The sequence below is a fragment of the Arthrobacter sp. U41 genome (assembly GCF_007679325.1).
Lineage (GTDB): Bacteria > Actinomycetota > Actinomycetes > Actinomycetales > Micrococcaceae > Arthrobacter.
The window spans coordinates 392,383-406,703 of record NZ_VEGI01000001.1 but is presented as its reverse complement, the minus strand read 5'-3'; the positions used below and the strand labels follow the sequence as shown (position 1 = coordinate 406,703).

General features: G+C 67.0%; 10 protein-coding genes. 6 read left to right on the top strand and 4 right to left on the bottom strand.

Annotated features, from left to right (window positions below):
- Positions 1–134 precede the first annotated feature (134 nt).
- The 4 genes from yajC to FS787_RS01835 all read left to right on the top strand — a co-directional run bounded on the left by yajC (position 135) and on the right by FS787_RS01835 (position 6,004).
- A complete protein-coding gene (yajC, locus tag FS787_RS01850; protein ID WP_144671830.1) occupies positions 135–551 on the top strand; it encodes a preprotein translocase subunit YajC in 417 nt (138 codons plus the stop codon).
- Positions 552–657: 106 nt separating this feature from the next.
- Positions 658–2,424, top strand: coding sequence for a protein translocase subunit SecD (secD, locus tag FS787_RS01845; protein WP_144670545.1), 1,767 nt, complete (start codon positions 658–660; stop codon positions 2,422–2,424).
- Entirely contained in the window at positions 2,425–3,447 is a 1,023-nt protein-coding gene (gene secF, locus FS787_RS01840; RefSeq protein WP_144670543.1) for a protein translocase subunit SecF, read from the top strand.
- 163 nt (positions 3,448–3,610) lie between these two features.
- A complete protein-coding gene (locus FS787_RS01835; RefSeq protein WP_395940304.1) occupies positions 3,611–6,004 on the top strand; it encodes a RelA/SpoT family protein in 2,394 nt (797 codons plus the stop codon).
- Positions 6,005–6,042: 38 nt separating this feature from the next.
- Here the strand turns inward: FS787_RS01835 and FS787_RS01830 are convergent, their stop codons facing one another.
- From FS787_RS01830 to FS787_RS01820, 3 genes are all read right to left on the bottom strand, one after another.
- Positions 6,043–6,642, bottom strand: coding sequence for a hypothetical protein (locus tag FS787_RS01830; RefSeq protein WP_144670539.1), 600 nt, complete (start codon positions 6,640–6,642; stop codon positions 6,043–6,045).
- Between the two features lie 100 nt (positions 6,643–6,742).
- Positions 6,743–8,497, bottom strand: coding sequence for a DUF349 domain-containing protein (locus FS787_RS01825; protein ID WP_260982347.1), 1,755 nt, complete (start codon positions 8,495–8,497; stop codon positions 6,743–6,745).
- A gap of 61 nt (positions 8,498–8,558) precedes the next feature.
- Positions 8,559–9,362 carry a peptidylprolyl isomerase gene (locus tag FS787_RS01820; RefSeq protein ID WP_144670537.1) on the bottom strand — a complete coding sequence of 268 codons (804 nt, stop codon included), beginning with the start codon at positions 9,360–9,362 and terminating at the stop codon, positions 8,559–8,561.
- A gap of 258 nt (positions 9,363–9,620) precedes the next feature.
- Between FS787_RS01820 and hisS the strand changes: the two genes are divergently transcribed.
- Positions 9,621–10,988: a histidine--tRNA ligase gene (gene hisS, locus FS787_RS01815; RefSeq protein WP_144670535.1), complete on the top strand. Its 1,368-nt coding sequence runs from the start codon at positions 9,621–9,623 to the stop codon at positions 10,986–10,988.
- Positions 10,989–11,021: 33 nt separating this feature from the next.
- Here the strand turns inward: hisS and FS787_RS01810 are convergent, their stop codons facing one another.
- Positions 11,022–12,338: an APC family permease gene (locus FS787_RS01810; RefSeq protein ID WP_144670533.1), complete on the bottom strand. Its 1,317-nt coding sequence runs from the start codon at positions 12,336–12,338 to the stop codon at positions 11,022–11,024.
- Between the two features lie 107 nt (positions 12,339–12,445).
- On the opposite strand from FS787_RS01810, the gene aspS reads away from it, so the two are divergent.
- Complete coding sequence (aspS, locus tag FS787_RS01805) at positions 12,446–14,242, top strand: aspartate--tRNA ligase (RefSeq protein ID WP_144670531.1); 1,797 nt, start codon at positions 12,446–12,448, stop codon at positions 14,240–14,242.
- Positions 14,243–14,321 lie beyond the last annotated feature (79 nt).

The following is a 14,321-nucleotide window of genomic DNA, read 5'->3' as shown; positions in this document are numbered from 1 at the left end:
ATGATTGCCTGCCAGCCCGAAGCGAAGCGGACGTTGCTGTATAACCAGCTACGCAAGTACAGAACGGAACTATCCCTGTGTTCGGACTTATTTCTGCCCAGACCCAGCCGCAGGCCGGCGGCGGCATCGACATCATGACCATCCTGCTGTTCGCCATGCTCGGCGTCTTCGTCTTTATGATGTTCCGCCGCAACAAGAAGACCCAGCAGCAGCAGGCACAGCTCCAGTCGAAGTTTGCCCCGGGTGTCGAGGTCATGACCAGCTTTGGCCTGTTCGGCCGGATCGTCGAGATCAACGACGACGAGAACAAGGTCCTCCTGGAGCTGTCCCCGGGCAACACCGCTACCGTGCACCGCCAGGCCGTCACCAAGATCGTCGAGCCGGTTGTCGCCGCCGAGGAGCCCACCGTGGTCCCCAACGACGCATCCTCCTTGATCGCCGACAAGTCCGGCACCGCCGAAAACGCCGTCCCGGTCACCGATGCGCCGCGCGACGAGACGCCGGAAGAAACCCTGCGCCGCCTCAACGACGAAGGCAAGAAAGACAGCTAGTCTGCCTGTTTGAGCTATCCCGCGAAGTAATGGTTGCGGGCAACCGCCGGAGCGGCCCCGTGGGGCCGCATCGGCGGTTCCTCCGTAAATAATAGAAAGATCGACAATGGCACGAACTGGCCCCAAAAACTCAGCCCTCAGGGTGCTGGTCTGGCTCGGCGTTATCCTTGCCGTCATGACCGCCGTCCTGGCAGGTGGCACCATGGCCGGCCAGGCGAGCTGGGCTCCCAAGCTTGCCCTGGACCTTGAAGGCGGCACCCAGATGATCCTGGCGCCCAAGGTCGAGGGCGGTTCGGACATCAACGAAGAACAGCTCAACCAGGCCGTGGCGATCATCCGCCAGCGCGTGGATGGCTCCGGCGTCGCGGAAGCTGAGATCAGCACGCAGTCCGGACGCAACGTTGTGGTCAGCCTGCCCGGCACCCCGTCAAGGGAAACCCGCGCGCTGATCCAGGCGTCCGCCGACATGAACTTCCGGCCCGTGCTGCAGGCCGGTCCGGGCGCGGCGGTCCCGGCGGAGTCCCGGACTCCCGAGGACCAGCTGCCCAAGCCCACCGCGGAGCCCGCCAACGGCAGCGATGTCAACTGGATCACCCCCGAGGTCTACAAGAAGTTCGAGGCGCTCGACTGTGACAACCCGTCCCAGGACCAGCAGGAACGCTCCGACCCGGCCAAGCCGCTGGTCACCTGCGAACCCGCGTCCGAGGGCCGGCCAGCGATCAAGTACATCCTCGGCCCGGTGGAGGTCAAGGGTTCGAACATCAAGAACTCCTCCTTCCAGCTGCAGCGCGGCGCCCAGGGTGCCGTCACCAATGAGTGGGCCGTGGACATCCAGTTCGACGACGAAGGCACCACCAAGTTCAAGACCGTCACCGAGCGGCTGAACAAGTTCTACGTTGAGGCCGGCGGCGAAACCGGTTCGGATCCGAAGTCACAGTTCGCCATTGTCCTGGACGACCAGGTCATTTCCGCCCCGCGGTCCCAGGCTGTTATTACCGACGGCCGGCCGCAGATCACTGGCGGATTCACAGAGGAATCGGCGAAGGCCCTCTCCGACCAGCTCCGCTTCGGTGCCCTCCCGATCAGCTTCGAGATCCAGAGCGAACAGCAGATCTCCGCCACCCTCGGCGGTGAGCAGCTCCGCATGGGCCTGCTTGCCGGCCTGATCGGCCTGCTGCTGGTGGTGGTGTACTCCCTGGTCCAGTACCGGGCACTGGGCCTGGTCACCGTCGCCTCCCTTGTGATGGCCGGCGCTTTGACGTTCCTGGCCATCGACATCCTCGGCTGGACCGAGAACTACCGGCTCTCCCTCGCCGGCGTCGCGGGCATCATCGTGGCCATCGGCCAGACCGCGGACTCGTTCATCGTCTACTTCGAACGAATCCGTGATGAGCTCCGAGAAGGCCGTGGCCTTGTCTCGGCAGTGGAGAACGGCTGGAAGCGCGCAAAGCGCACGGTCCTGGCGTCCAAGGCCGTCAACCTGCTGGCCGCCGTCGTGCTGTACTTCGTGGCGGTGGGCAACGTCCGCGGCTTCGCGTTCACCCTCGGCCTGACGGCCATTGCCGACCTGATCGTGGTCTTTATGTTCACGCATCCGACCCTGCAGCTGCTGGCCCGCACCAAGTTCTTCGGTGAAGGCCACCCGCTCTCCGGGCTGGACCCGAAGAGCCTCGGCGCCGTCCCCCTGTACCGGGGTGCGGGCCGGTTCCGCACTCCTGCGGACAAGCCGGCCCAGGTGGCCGCGCTCCGCGCCAAGAACCAGGGCGCCACGGCTGAGGCCGAACGCCGGATGACCATTGCAGAACGACGCCTCGCGGAACGGCAGGAACAACTTGCCGGGTCCTCCAAGAGCGCGTCCAAGGAGGGCAACTAAATGGCCACCAGCTTCGCTAATTTCGGCAACGAGCTCTACACGGGCAAGCGCTCGTACGACTTCGTCGGCTCCAAGAAGATCTGGTTCCTGATCGCTGCCGTCCTGGTTGCGCTCTCGATCCTGCTGCCCGTCGCCAAGGGCGGCTTCAACCTGGGCATCGAATTCCGGGGCGGCTCGGAATTCACCGTCTCCAACGTCCAGTCCACGGACGCCGCCCTCGGTGAGAAGGCCGTCGAGGATGTTGTCGCCGGCAGCGTCCCGCGGGTGGCCAACGTTGCCGGGAACACGATGCGGATCCAGACGGACAAGCTCACGGAAGATGAGACGCTCCAGATCAAGGAGGGGCTCACCACGGCCTACGGCGTGACGGACAACGAGGTGACGTCCACCTTCATCGGCCCCACCTGGGGTGCCGACGTCACGAAGCAGGCCCTGCTGGGCCTGGCGATCTTCGTCGGACTCGCCGCCGTGCTGATGGCCCTGTACTTCCGGACCTGGAAGATGTCGCTCTCGGCGATCGTCGGCATGCTGGTGACGATGTTCATCACCGCCGGTGTCTACGCCCTCAGCGATTTTGAAGTCACGCCGTCGGCGATCATCGGCTTCCTGACCGTGTTGAGTTACTCGCTGTATGACACCGTGGTGGTCTTCGACAAGATCCGCGAGAACACGGCGGACCTGCAGGCCTCTACCCGCAGGACGTTCGGTGAGGAAGTCAACCTGGCTGTCAACCAGACCCTGGTCCGGTCCATCAACACCATGATGGTCGCCATCCTCCCGGTTGGTGCCATCCTGTTCATCGGCGCGGGCCTGCTGGGCGCGGGAACCCTGCGGGACCTTTCGCTGGCACTCTTCGTCGGCATCCTGATCGGAACGGCGGCCACGATCTTCATCGCTGCCCCGCTCTACGCCTGGCTGCGCCAAGGCGAACCGGAACTGGTCAAGCAGGCCGAACGCGTGCACCAGCGCCGCGCCCAGGCCGAAGCCAAGACCGATTCCCCGGCGGAGCCGGCCACGGCCTAGCCGAGGGATCCTGCCGCAGCCGGAGTGCTGTCCGGGGGTTTGGACGGGCCGGAGAACGTCATTTGTGACGGTCTCCGGCCCGTCGCCGTATCGCCGCCGGTTATCGAAGTATCCTGCTGCGGGAATACACTGGAAGAATTAACGGGTTCGGAGAGGTGCACCATTGGAAGAACGTTCGACGCCGGTGCCATCAGCGCCGGTGGATAAGGCTCCAGGCCAGGGTACGCAGACTGGTGTGGTGGCTCCCGGACGCGCCGATCCGCCGGTACCCGTGGACAGTTCAGGTGCCCGCACCACATTCCCCGGCCGGCGTGAACGCACCCGTTCCCGGCTGGCCCGCCTGACGGGCCGCGGCGCCCCCGCGTATTCCCCCATCCTCGAACCACTGCTGCGCACCGTCCGGGCCAACAACCCGAAAGAGGACTTCGACCTCATCCAGCGTGCCTTCGTGGTGGCGGAGCGCTGCCACCGTGGCCAGAAGCGCAAGAGCGGTGACCCGTACATCACCCACCCGGTGGCGGTCGCCACCATCCTGGCGGAACTGGGGCTCAGCGGCACCACCCTGGCCGCTGCGCTCCTGCACGACACCGTCGAAGACACCTCCTACACCCTGGATGACCTGAAGGCCGAGTTCGGGCCGGAAGTCGCCATGCTGGTGGACGGTGTCACCAAGCTGGACAAGGTCAGTTTTGGTGAGGCCGCACAGTCTGAAACGGTCCGCAAGATGGTTGTGGCCATGGCCAAGGACATCAGGGTCCTGATGATCAAGCTCGCCGACCGGCTGCACAACGCCCGGACCTGGCGCTTCGTCTCGGCCGAATCCTCGGCGCGCAAGGCCCGCGAAACCCTGGAAATCTTCGCCCCGCTGGCCCACCGGCTCGGCATGAACACGATCAAATGGGAACTGGAAGACCTTTCCTTCGCGGCGCTGTATCCCAAGGTCTACGAGGAAATTGTGCGCATGGTGGGGGACCGGACCCCCGAACGCGAAAAGAGCCTCGCCGTGATCCGCAACCAGATCACCGAGGACCTGCGCGACGCCAAGATCAAAGCCACCATCACCGGCCGGCCGAAGCACTACTACTCGATCTACCAAAAGATGATCGTCCGCGACAAGGACTTCGACGACATCAACGACCTGATGGGCGTCCGGGTCCTGGTCGATTCCGTCCGGGACTGCTACGCGGCCCTGGGCGCCATGCATTCGCGCTGGAACCCCCTCCCGGGGCGGTTCAAGGACTACATCGCGATGCCCAAGTTCAACATGTACCAGTCGCTGCACACCACGGTGATTGGCCCGGGCGGCAAACCCGTGGAGATCCAGATCCGCACCCATGAGATGCACCGCCGCGCCGAATACGGCGTCGCCGCGCACTGGAAGTACAAGGACCAGCCGAACCGCACGGCCGCCGGACCGGGAAGCCCGCGCGACGGCGACATGGGCTGGCTCCGGTCCCTGGTGGACTGGCAGCAGGAAACCTCCGACCCCGGGGAGTTCCTGGATTCCCTGCGCTTTGAAATCAACGCCCGGGAAGTGTTCGTCTTCACGCCCAAGGGCGAGGTCATGGCCCTGCCCGCCGGTTCCACGCCCGTGGACTTCGCCTACGCGGTCCACACCGAGGTGGGCCACCGGACCATCGGTGCCCGCGTCAACGGAAAGCTGGTTCCGCTCAACAGCGAACTCAACCACGGCGACTGGGTGGAGATCTTCACCTCCAAGGCCGAAGGTGCCGGACCCAGCCAGGACTGGCAGCATTTCGTCAAGAGCGCCCGCGCCCGCAACAAGATCCGGCAGTGGTTCAGCAAGGAGCGTCGCGAGGAATCAATTGACCGCGGCAAGGATCTGCTGACCAAGGCCATGCGGAAGCAGAACCTCCCGCTGCAGCGGCTGATGACGCACGACGCCCTCGCCGCGATCGCCGAGGACTTCAAATACGTCGACATCTCCGGTCTCTACGCCGGCGTGGGCGACGGGCACACCTCCGCACAGTCCGTGATGGAGCGGCTTGTGGAGAGCCTCGGTGGCAACGATACGCCCGAGGACGACCTCACCGAGGTCTCCATCCCGACCCAGGTCACCAAGGCCCGGTATTCCGATTCCGGTGTTGTGGTGCGCGGCGTTGATGACGTCTGGGTGAAACTTGCCCGCTGCTGTACCCCGGTCCCGCCCGACCCGATTCTGGGCTTCGTTACCCGCGGTTCCGGTGTCTCCGTGCACCGGACGGACTGCACCAACGTCAGTGGCCTGCTGGAGCAGCCGGACCGGATCGTCGAAGTCGAGTGGGCACCCACGCAGTCGAGCGTCTTCCTGGTCGAGATCCAGGTCGAAGCACTGGACCGCAAGTCACTGCTCTCGGATGTGACGCGGATCCTGTCCGAGAACCACGTCAACATCCTGGCGGCCAGCGTGCACACATCCACCGACCGGGTGGCGATCTCCAAGTTCGCGTTCGAGATGGGCGACCCCAAGTACCTGAACCACGTGCTCAGCGCCGTCCGCCGCATCGACGGCGTCTTCGACGTCTACCGCACCACCGGCAACCGGCGGCGCGGCTAAGCACGTCATGGGGGCCCGACGCCCGGGGCCGCCGGCACCTAGGGGGCCGGTCCGGCCTGAAGGTGCTCCAGCTTCGCCAGGGCCGCTCTCTTGTGCGGCATCCTCGGGGTGGCCTCGACCGCCAGGCGGAGCAGCCGCAACTGCAGGCCGAGCTCGGGCTTGCCCAGGAGCGCCCGCAGGGCGGGGACGGCCCGTCCCGCTTCCACGTGTACGGCGATGTCCACGGCGGTGCGCAGCGGAGTGGAGACCATCAACCCGCCCAGGCTCACGACGTCGTACGGACCCAACCGCACCTCATGGAAGGTGCAGCCCCGGGTGGACCTGAGGCTGGAAATCCGCCGGTTGGCGTCCACGAGCAGGGCGAGACGGTCCGGTTCTGCGGCGCAGCCGAAGATCCAGGCAGCCGTCATCCTCCCTGCGACGACCCTTTGCCGGATGGCCGGACGAATGAGGACGGCTGCGGCGCGGGCCCGGAGCTGCGGGGTGACCCGGGTGCCCGGCGGGAGATAGCCCCGCTGGTAGAGCTGGACCAGCACGCCGTCGGACGCCATGGCCTGAAGCTCGGGCCAGGTGAACAGCGCCCCGGGGGAGTACAGCTCAGCCGGGGTCGGGGCGGGCGGGCCGTCAACTATGACCATCCAGCCATCCTGTCCCCATCAGGGCACAGCAAACAGGCCCCGTCCCGGTCATGTGGATAACCGGTGCGGGGCCTGCGTCAGGCGGCCTGGTGCTTGGGGGCTAGGAGAGCTCGCTCGCTGACTTCTCGAGCTGTTCCAGCCAGGCCTCGCGGGCCTCGAGGGCTTCCTTGGCGGCCTTGATCTTACGTTCGTCGCCGGCTTTCTCGGCCTTGGCCAGGTCATCGCGGAGTCCGGCGATGGCCGATTCCAGCTGCGTCAGCGCGCTGTTGGTGCGTGCCTTCGTCTCCGGGTTCGAGCGCTTCCAGTTCTCGTCCTCGGCGTGGCGTACGGCGTCTTCGACCTTCCGCAGCCCGGCTTCGACGCGTCCCATGTCGGCGCGGGGAACCTTGCCGGCTTCTTCCCAGCGGTCGCGGATGGACTGGAGCGCCTTCTTGGCGGCCGCGAGGTCCTTGATGGGAAGCAGCTCGTTGGCTTCCGCCAGCAGGGCCTCCTTGACCACCAGGTTGGCGCCGTATTCCTGGTCAATCTCGTCGTTGGCGGCCTGGCGGTTGGTGAAGAAGACATCCTGCGCCGCGCGGAAGCGGGCCCAGAGGGCATCGTCGTCCTTGCGGCTGGCGCGCGGTGAGGCCTTCCACTGGTCCATCAGGCGGCGGTACTCGCCCGCGGCAAAGCCCCAGTCGGTGGACGTCGAGAGTGCTTCCGCCTCGGCGATCAGCTTTTCCTTGGCGGCCTTGGCTGCCGAGTTGTTGCTGTCCAGCTGGGAGAAGTACGCGCGGCGGTGCCGGTCAAAGACCGTACGGGCGGCACGGAAGCGCTTCCAGAGCGCGTCCTCGTTGCTGCGACCCAGCCGGACGCCGCTCTTCTGCGCGGTCTTCCAGCTTTCGAACAGTTCGTTCATCCGGGCGCTGGAGGTCTTCCACTGGATCTGAGCGGGGTCGTGGCCCGCAATCTCCTCAGCCTCGGCGACGATCGCTTCACGGGCGGCAAGTTCGGCTGCCCGGACGGCGTCGTGTTCGGCTTTCTCGGCCTTTTCAAGCGCCGTGATCTGCTGGGAGAGCGTGTCCAGGCGTGCCTCGGCGGAGCGGAGATCGCCCACCATGTTGCGTTCCGCCAGCTGCTCGCGCAGGTGGGTGACGGTCTTCTGCATATCCGTGGTGGGCGCCTTGGAACTCACGCGCTGTTCCAGCAGCACAATCTGCGCGACGACGTCGTCGTACTTCCGCGCAAAGTAGCCAAGGGCTTCGTCATCGCTGACGCCGGGATACTGGCCGACGGGGTGCTCCTCGCCGTCCACGGTCAGGAACACGTGGCCGTCGCCTTCAACGCGGCCCCAGCGTGCCGCTTCAGCCAGCGACGCGGCGGAGGACACCGCAGCCGGCGCGGCGGCGGGGGCAGCCGGTGAAGGCTTGGCTTTCGGCCGTGCAGCGAACGCTGCCGGTGACGGCGCGGGCCGGGATGCGGCAGGGGCGGCCGGAGCCGGGTCATTGCCAGGAGCCTCGGGAGCTGCGTCCTCAGCCGGGGCGGCCGGAGCTGCGTCCTCGGCGGGGGCTGCTTCCTCGGCCGGGGCGGCGGGAGCTGCGTCCTCGGCCGGAGCAGCATCGTCGGCCGGAGCCGCCGGTGCGGCGTCAGCCTCGGGAGCTTCCTCCTCGGCGTCGGCCACAGGGGCCTCCGCGGCCGGCTCGGTTGCCGATTCCGGCGCCGTGCTCGTGGGAGTGTCGGTCGCCTGAGCCGTGCCCTGGTCCGTGCTCTCGGCCGCGCCCTGTTCTGTGCTCTGTTCTGCGAACACAGCCTCGGCTTCGGTCTCGTTGGCAGCTGCTGCTGACACTGTTTCGTCGGATTTCTGACTGTCTGTCACCGCTAGAAGTCTTTCGCTTGGAGGGAAATACCGGGGCCGTGGCCACAAGGGCAACGGCTGGTTACTTCAGAGAGAACGAGTCTATCGTGACTGGTTCCGCCGGTGCGCCGTCTGCGGGGTTGTCACCCGGTTTTAGTCCGGCCGCCGCAATCTTGGTCACCACGTCCAGGCCGGAGGTCACTTTGCCCACCACGGTGTACCCGCCGGCGGCGTCGGCCGGAATGACGGTGTCCTTGTACACGATGAAGAACTGTGTGCCGTTGCCGTAGGCGTTGCCGCCGCTCCTGGCCACGGCGATGGTTCCGGCCGGGTAGCTGTTGTCCTCCGGTGTGTTCTCCAGTGGACCCCAGGAGTAGCTCGGGTCGCTGCTGCCGTCGCCGGCCTTGGAGCCGCACTGCAGCACGCCGAACGTCTCGCCGGTGGTGAGCCGGTGGCAGTTGAGCCCGTCGTAGAACTTCTGGTCCGCGAGGGACTTGAAGACCGCCGCGGCCTGGGGCGCCGCCGTGCCGTCGAGCTCGACGCCGAGCGTGCCGCTGTTGAGCTTGAGCTCGCCGGTGAAAGTCTTGCCGGCCGCCGTTGCAGGCTTCGGGATGTTCGCGGCGTTGCTCGTGGGTGCGGCCGAGGGTGTGGCGGACGGTGAGGTTAGCCCGGCCTGCGCGGCGGCGTATTCATCTTCCGTCGGATTGGACGAGAAAACCGTCAGCTGCAGCACCAGCGCGACGAGGAGCGCGGCCGTACCCGCGCCAATGGCGAGGACGTTGTCGCGCTTGCGGCGCTTGTCCTGCTCCTTGCGCAGCTCACGCTTCGCCTCCATCTGCTGGACGCGCCGCTTGGCTTCGCGGGCGCTCCGTGAACTGGCCGCCAAAAGTCCTCCTGGTGTCAGGCTGAAACCGCGGTGGCGCCAGGGCGCCGTCGAGTGTTCAGCGGTAAAGCTGCCGGCAGTCCGGCGGTTCCCGTCCGCATTAGAAGTTGCGGGCGCGGAAAGCATAAACTGACTGCCGCACACAGTTTATGCATGACCGGCCTGTCTGCCGCCCATCTGATCGCCGTTTCGGACAGCCCGTTTCGGCCGCAGCGCGGGGCAGGAGGCTCCGGCCGGTTTTACCTGAGGAGAAAATCCACCATGGCACGCACCGCCTCCCTGTCCGGATTCCCCGAGTGGCTTCCCGAGGAGCGGCTGGTGGAGCTGCATGTGCTGGATACGTTGCGCCGGGTCTTCGAACTCCATGGGTTCTCCTCGATTGAGACCCGCGCCGTGGAAACGGTCGGACAGCTGCTCCGCAAGGGTGAGATCGACAAAGAGGTGTACGGGCTCAGCCGGTTGCAGGAAGACGACGGCAACGCCTCAGCGGACACGGGCAACGCCGCATCAACCGGCAAGAGCGATCCGCACGCCCTCGCCCTGCACTTCGACCTCACCGTGCCGTTCGCCCGGTACGTCGTGGAGAACGCCGGCTACCTGGCGTTCCCGTTCCGCCGCTACCAGATCCAGAAAGTCTGGCGCGGCGAGCGTCCGCAGGAGGGCCGTGCCCGCGAGTTCACCCAGGCGGACATCGACATTGTGGGCGACGGCGACCTGCCGTTCCGGTACGACGTCGAGATTGCGCTGGTCATCGCCGAGGCCCTGAGCGCACTGCCGATCCCCGCGTTCCTGCTCCGGATCAACAACCGTAAGCTGGCCGAGGGCTTCTACAACGGCATCGGACTCACGGACACCGCCGGGGTGCTGCGCAGCATCGACAAGCTCGAAAAGATCGGCCCGGCCAAGGTGGCCGAACTGCTCAAGTCCGAGCTCGGCGCCACGGACGAGCAGGCCCAGTCCGCCCTCAAACTGGCCTCCATCCGCACCGAGGACACCTCGTTCGTGGAGCAGGTCCGCGCACTCGGCGTCAGCAACGAACTCTCGGAGGAGGGCCTGACCGAACTGGAGCAGGTCATCGCCGCGGCCGTCCAGCGGGCGCCCGGCAAGGTGGTCGCGGACCTCAGCATTGCCCGCGGCCTGGACTACTACACCGGCACCGTGGTGGAAACGGTCCTGGTGGGCCACGAACAGCTCGGTTCCATCTGCTCCGGCGGACGCTACGACGCCCTCGCGAGCAAGGGCAACCGCAAGTTCCCCGGCGTCGGACTCTCCATTGGCGTGACCCGTCTGGTCTCCCGGATCCTCAGCCAGGACCTCGCCAAGGCAACACGCTCCGTACCCACTGCCGTACTGGTCGCGCTTACTAACGATGACAGTTGGGGCGCCGCGCAGGACGTCGCCGCGGCGCTGCGCGGCCGCGGGATCGCCACCGAGGTGGCGGCAAAGGCCGAAAAGTTCGGCAAGCAGATCAAATTCGCGGACCGCCGCGGCATCCCCTTCGTCTGGTTCACCGACGACGACGGCAAGCACCAGGTCAAGGACATCCGCACCGGGGAACAGGTCGACGCCGATCCCGCCACGTGGGCTCCGGCCACGGAGGACCTGCATGTCCGGGTCCTCAAAGCCTAGGCGGCCCGAACGCCGGCAAAGCGTACGCGCCGGCTAAGCGGCGGCTTTCCGGAGCCGCAGCACGAGGAAGCGCCCGGCCACCCCGACGGCCAGCACCGCCGCCATCACCAGGACCGAGGCGGGCGGCAGGGTGACGGCCAGGACCAGGCAGCCGAGGAAGCCCAGCACGTTGAGCCAGCGCGGCGCATGCCAGGGGCGCGCGGACAAGGTGAAGGCGGCGGCATTGGTCACCGAGTAGTAGATCAGCACCCCGAAGCTGGAGAAGCCTACAACCGTCATCACGTTCGTGCTCAGCAGCAGGACAATGACGACGGCGGCGACGGCCAGTTCTGCGACGAAGGGGACGGTGTGGGCGCCGCCCACCCGCGCCAGCGGGGACGGCAGGTCACGTTCCCGCGCCATCGCCAGGGAGGTCCGGCCCACGCCCGTAATGAGGGCCAGGAGCGCGCCGAGGCACGCGGCCGCCGCCCCGGCCTGGACGAAGGGGACCCCGGCGCTGAGCTGCGAGACGGCCACCGCGTCCAGCAGCGGCGCCGTCGAGGTGGCCAGCTGCTGCGGCGGGAGGTGCCACTGCAGCAGCAGGGCCAGCCCGAGGTAGATCACGAAGGCCCCGGCCAGCGCCGCGAGGATGGCGCGGGGGATGGTGCGGGTGGGGTCCTTGACCTCTTCGCCCAGGGTGGCGATCCGGGCATAGCCGGCGAAGGCGAAAAACATCAGCCCGGCCGCCGGAAGGACGCCCCAGCCGCCGCCGGACACCGACAGTGATGCCTGGGCCGCTGATGCCCCCGCAGCGCCGGGGGCGCCGTCCGGGTGCGGTCCCAGCAGCGACGCCACGGCGACGAACACGATCGTGGCGAGCACCGCGGCCAGCAGGATCCGGGTCAGCAGTGCGGTCCGGGTGATGCCGAGCAGGTTGACCCCGGTGAGGACCACAACGGCGGCCACCGCCAGGGGTGTGGCGTAGGCCGGTGCAACGTAGTGCCCGAACGTGAGCGCCATCGCCGCGCACGACGCCGTCTTGCCCGTCACGAAACCCCAGCCGGCAAGGAACCCCGGCCACTCGCCCAGCCGTTGCCGCCCGTAGATGTAGGTGCCACCGCTGGACGGGTATTTGGCGGCCAGCTGGGCGGAGGCCACGGCGTTGCAGTACGCGATCACGCCGGCCACGGCCACCGCGACAGCCAGCAGGGGCCCGGCCAGGGCCGCGGCCGGTGCGAAGACCACAAAGACGCCGGCGCCCAGCATCGAGCCCAGCCCGATCGCGGTGGAATCCAGGACGCCCAGCCGGCGCTGCAACTGCTGATGGTGGTGCTGGTCCGGAGACGGACTGGCGGGACGGCGGCTTGCCATGGAGGGAGGTGCCTTTCCAACGGGTAAACTCGTACGGGATCGTTCCTGTAGCGATCCTATTGAACATGAGTTCTGATTTCCCTCTGTCTTCTTCAGAAAGGCGTGCTGTGCTGCGCACACATGACCTCGGATCCCTTCGTTCCGAGCACATTGGACAAACCGTAACCCTCGCCGGCTGGGTCGGCCGGCGTCGTGACCACGGTGGTGTCGCCTTCGTTGACCTGCGCGATGCCTCGGGCGTGTCCCAGGTGGTCGTCCGTGAAGAGGAAGTGTTCCACGGACTGCGCAACGAGTACGTGCTGCAGATCATCGGCACCGTCTCCCGGCGCCCCGAAGGCAACGAGAACCCCGCGCTGCCCAGCGGCGAGATCGAGGTCATGGCCGAGAAGGTCACCATCCTCAACACCTCCGATCCGCTGCCGTTCCAGATCGACGAACATGTGGAAGTTGGCGAGGAAGCCCGCCTCAAGCACCGGTACCTGGACCTGCGCCGCCCCGGCCCCGCCCGCAACCTGCGCCTGCGCTCCGAGGCCAACCGCGTGGCCCGCGAGCTGCTGCACCAGGACGGCTACGTCGAGATCGAAACCCCGACGCTGACCCGTTCGACGCCGGAAGGCGCCCGCGACTTTGTGGTCCCCGCGCGCCTTGCCCCGGGTTCCTGGTACGCGCTGCCGCAGTCCCCGCAGCTGTTCAAGCAGCTTCTGCAGGTGGGCGGCTTCGAGAAGTACTACCAGATCGCCCGCTGCTACCGCGATGAGGACTTCCGCGCGGACCGCCAGCCGGAATTCACGCAGCTCGATATCGAAGCCAGCTTCGTCGAGCAGGACGACATCATCCGTCTCGGCGAGAACATCGTCAAGGCACTGTGGAAGCTGATCGACGTCGAGATCCCGACGCCGATCCAGCGCATCACGTACCACGACGCCATGGCCCGCTACGGCTCGGACAAGCCGGACCTGCGCTTCGGCCAGGAGCTCACCGAGCTGACCGAATTCTTCAAGGACACCAACTTCGGCGTCTTCAAGGCCCCCTACGTCGGTGCAGTGGTTATGCCCGGCGGCGCCTCCCAGGCCCGCCGCGCCCTCGACGCCTGGCAGGAATGGGCGAAGCAGCGCGGCGCCAAGGGCCTGGCGTACGTCCTGTACAAGGAAGACGGCGAACTCGCCGGTCCGGTCGCCAAGAACCTCACCGACACTGAGCGTGCGGGTCTCGCCGACGCCGTCGGCGCCAAGCCCGGCGACTGCATCTTCTTCGCCGCCGGCGAGAAGACCCCGTCCCGCGCCCTCCTCGGCGCAGCCCGCGTGGAGATCGGCCACCGCACCGGCCTGATCAACCCCGCTGACTGGGCCTTCTGCTGGGTCGTGGACGCACCGATGTTCGAACCCGCCGCAGCCGCCGTGGCGTCCGGTGACGTCGCCGTCGGCGCCGGCAAGTGGACCGCCGTGCACCACGCGTTCACCTCACCCAAGCCCGAGTTCATGGACAGCTTCGACCAGGATCCCGAGTCGGCGCTTTCCTACGCCTACGACATCGTCTGCAACGGCAACGAAATCGGCGGCGGCTCCATCCGTATCCACGAGCGCGACGTGCAGGAACGGGTCTTCGAGCTCATGGGCCTGGACAAGGAAGACGCCCAGACCAAGTTCGGCTTCCTGCTGGAGGGCTTCAAGTTCGGCGCGCCGCCGCACGGCGGCATCGCCTTCGGCTGGGACCGCGTGGTGGCGCTGCTGGCCGGCGTCGAGTCCATCCGCGACGTCATCGCATTCCCCAAGTCCGGCGGCGGCTTCGACCCGCTGACCCAGGCGCCCGCGCCGATCACGGCGCAGCAGCGCAAGGAAGCGGGCGTGGATTTCAAGCCCGAGGCCAAAAAGGCCGCGCCGCCGAAGGCTGACGACGCCAAGTAACCTGGCGTGTTGACCAGCAAAGGCTCTCCGGGACACCGGGGAGCCTTTGCTGTCGGAGCAACTGCTGTCCCGGAAGCAC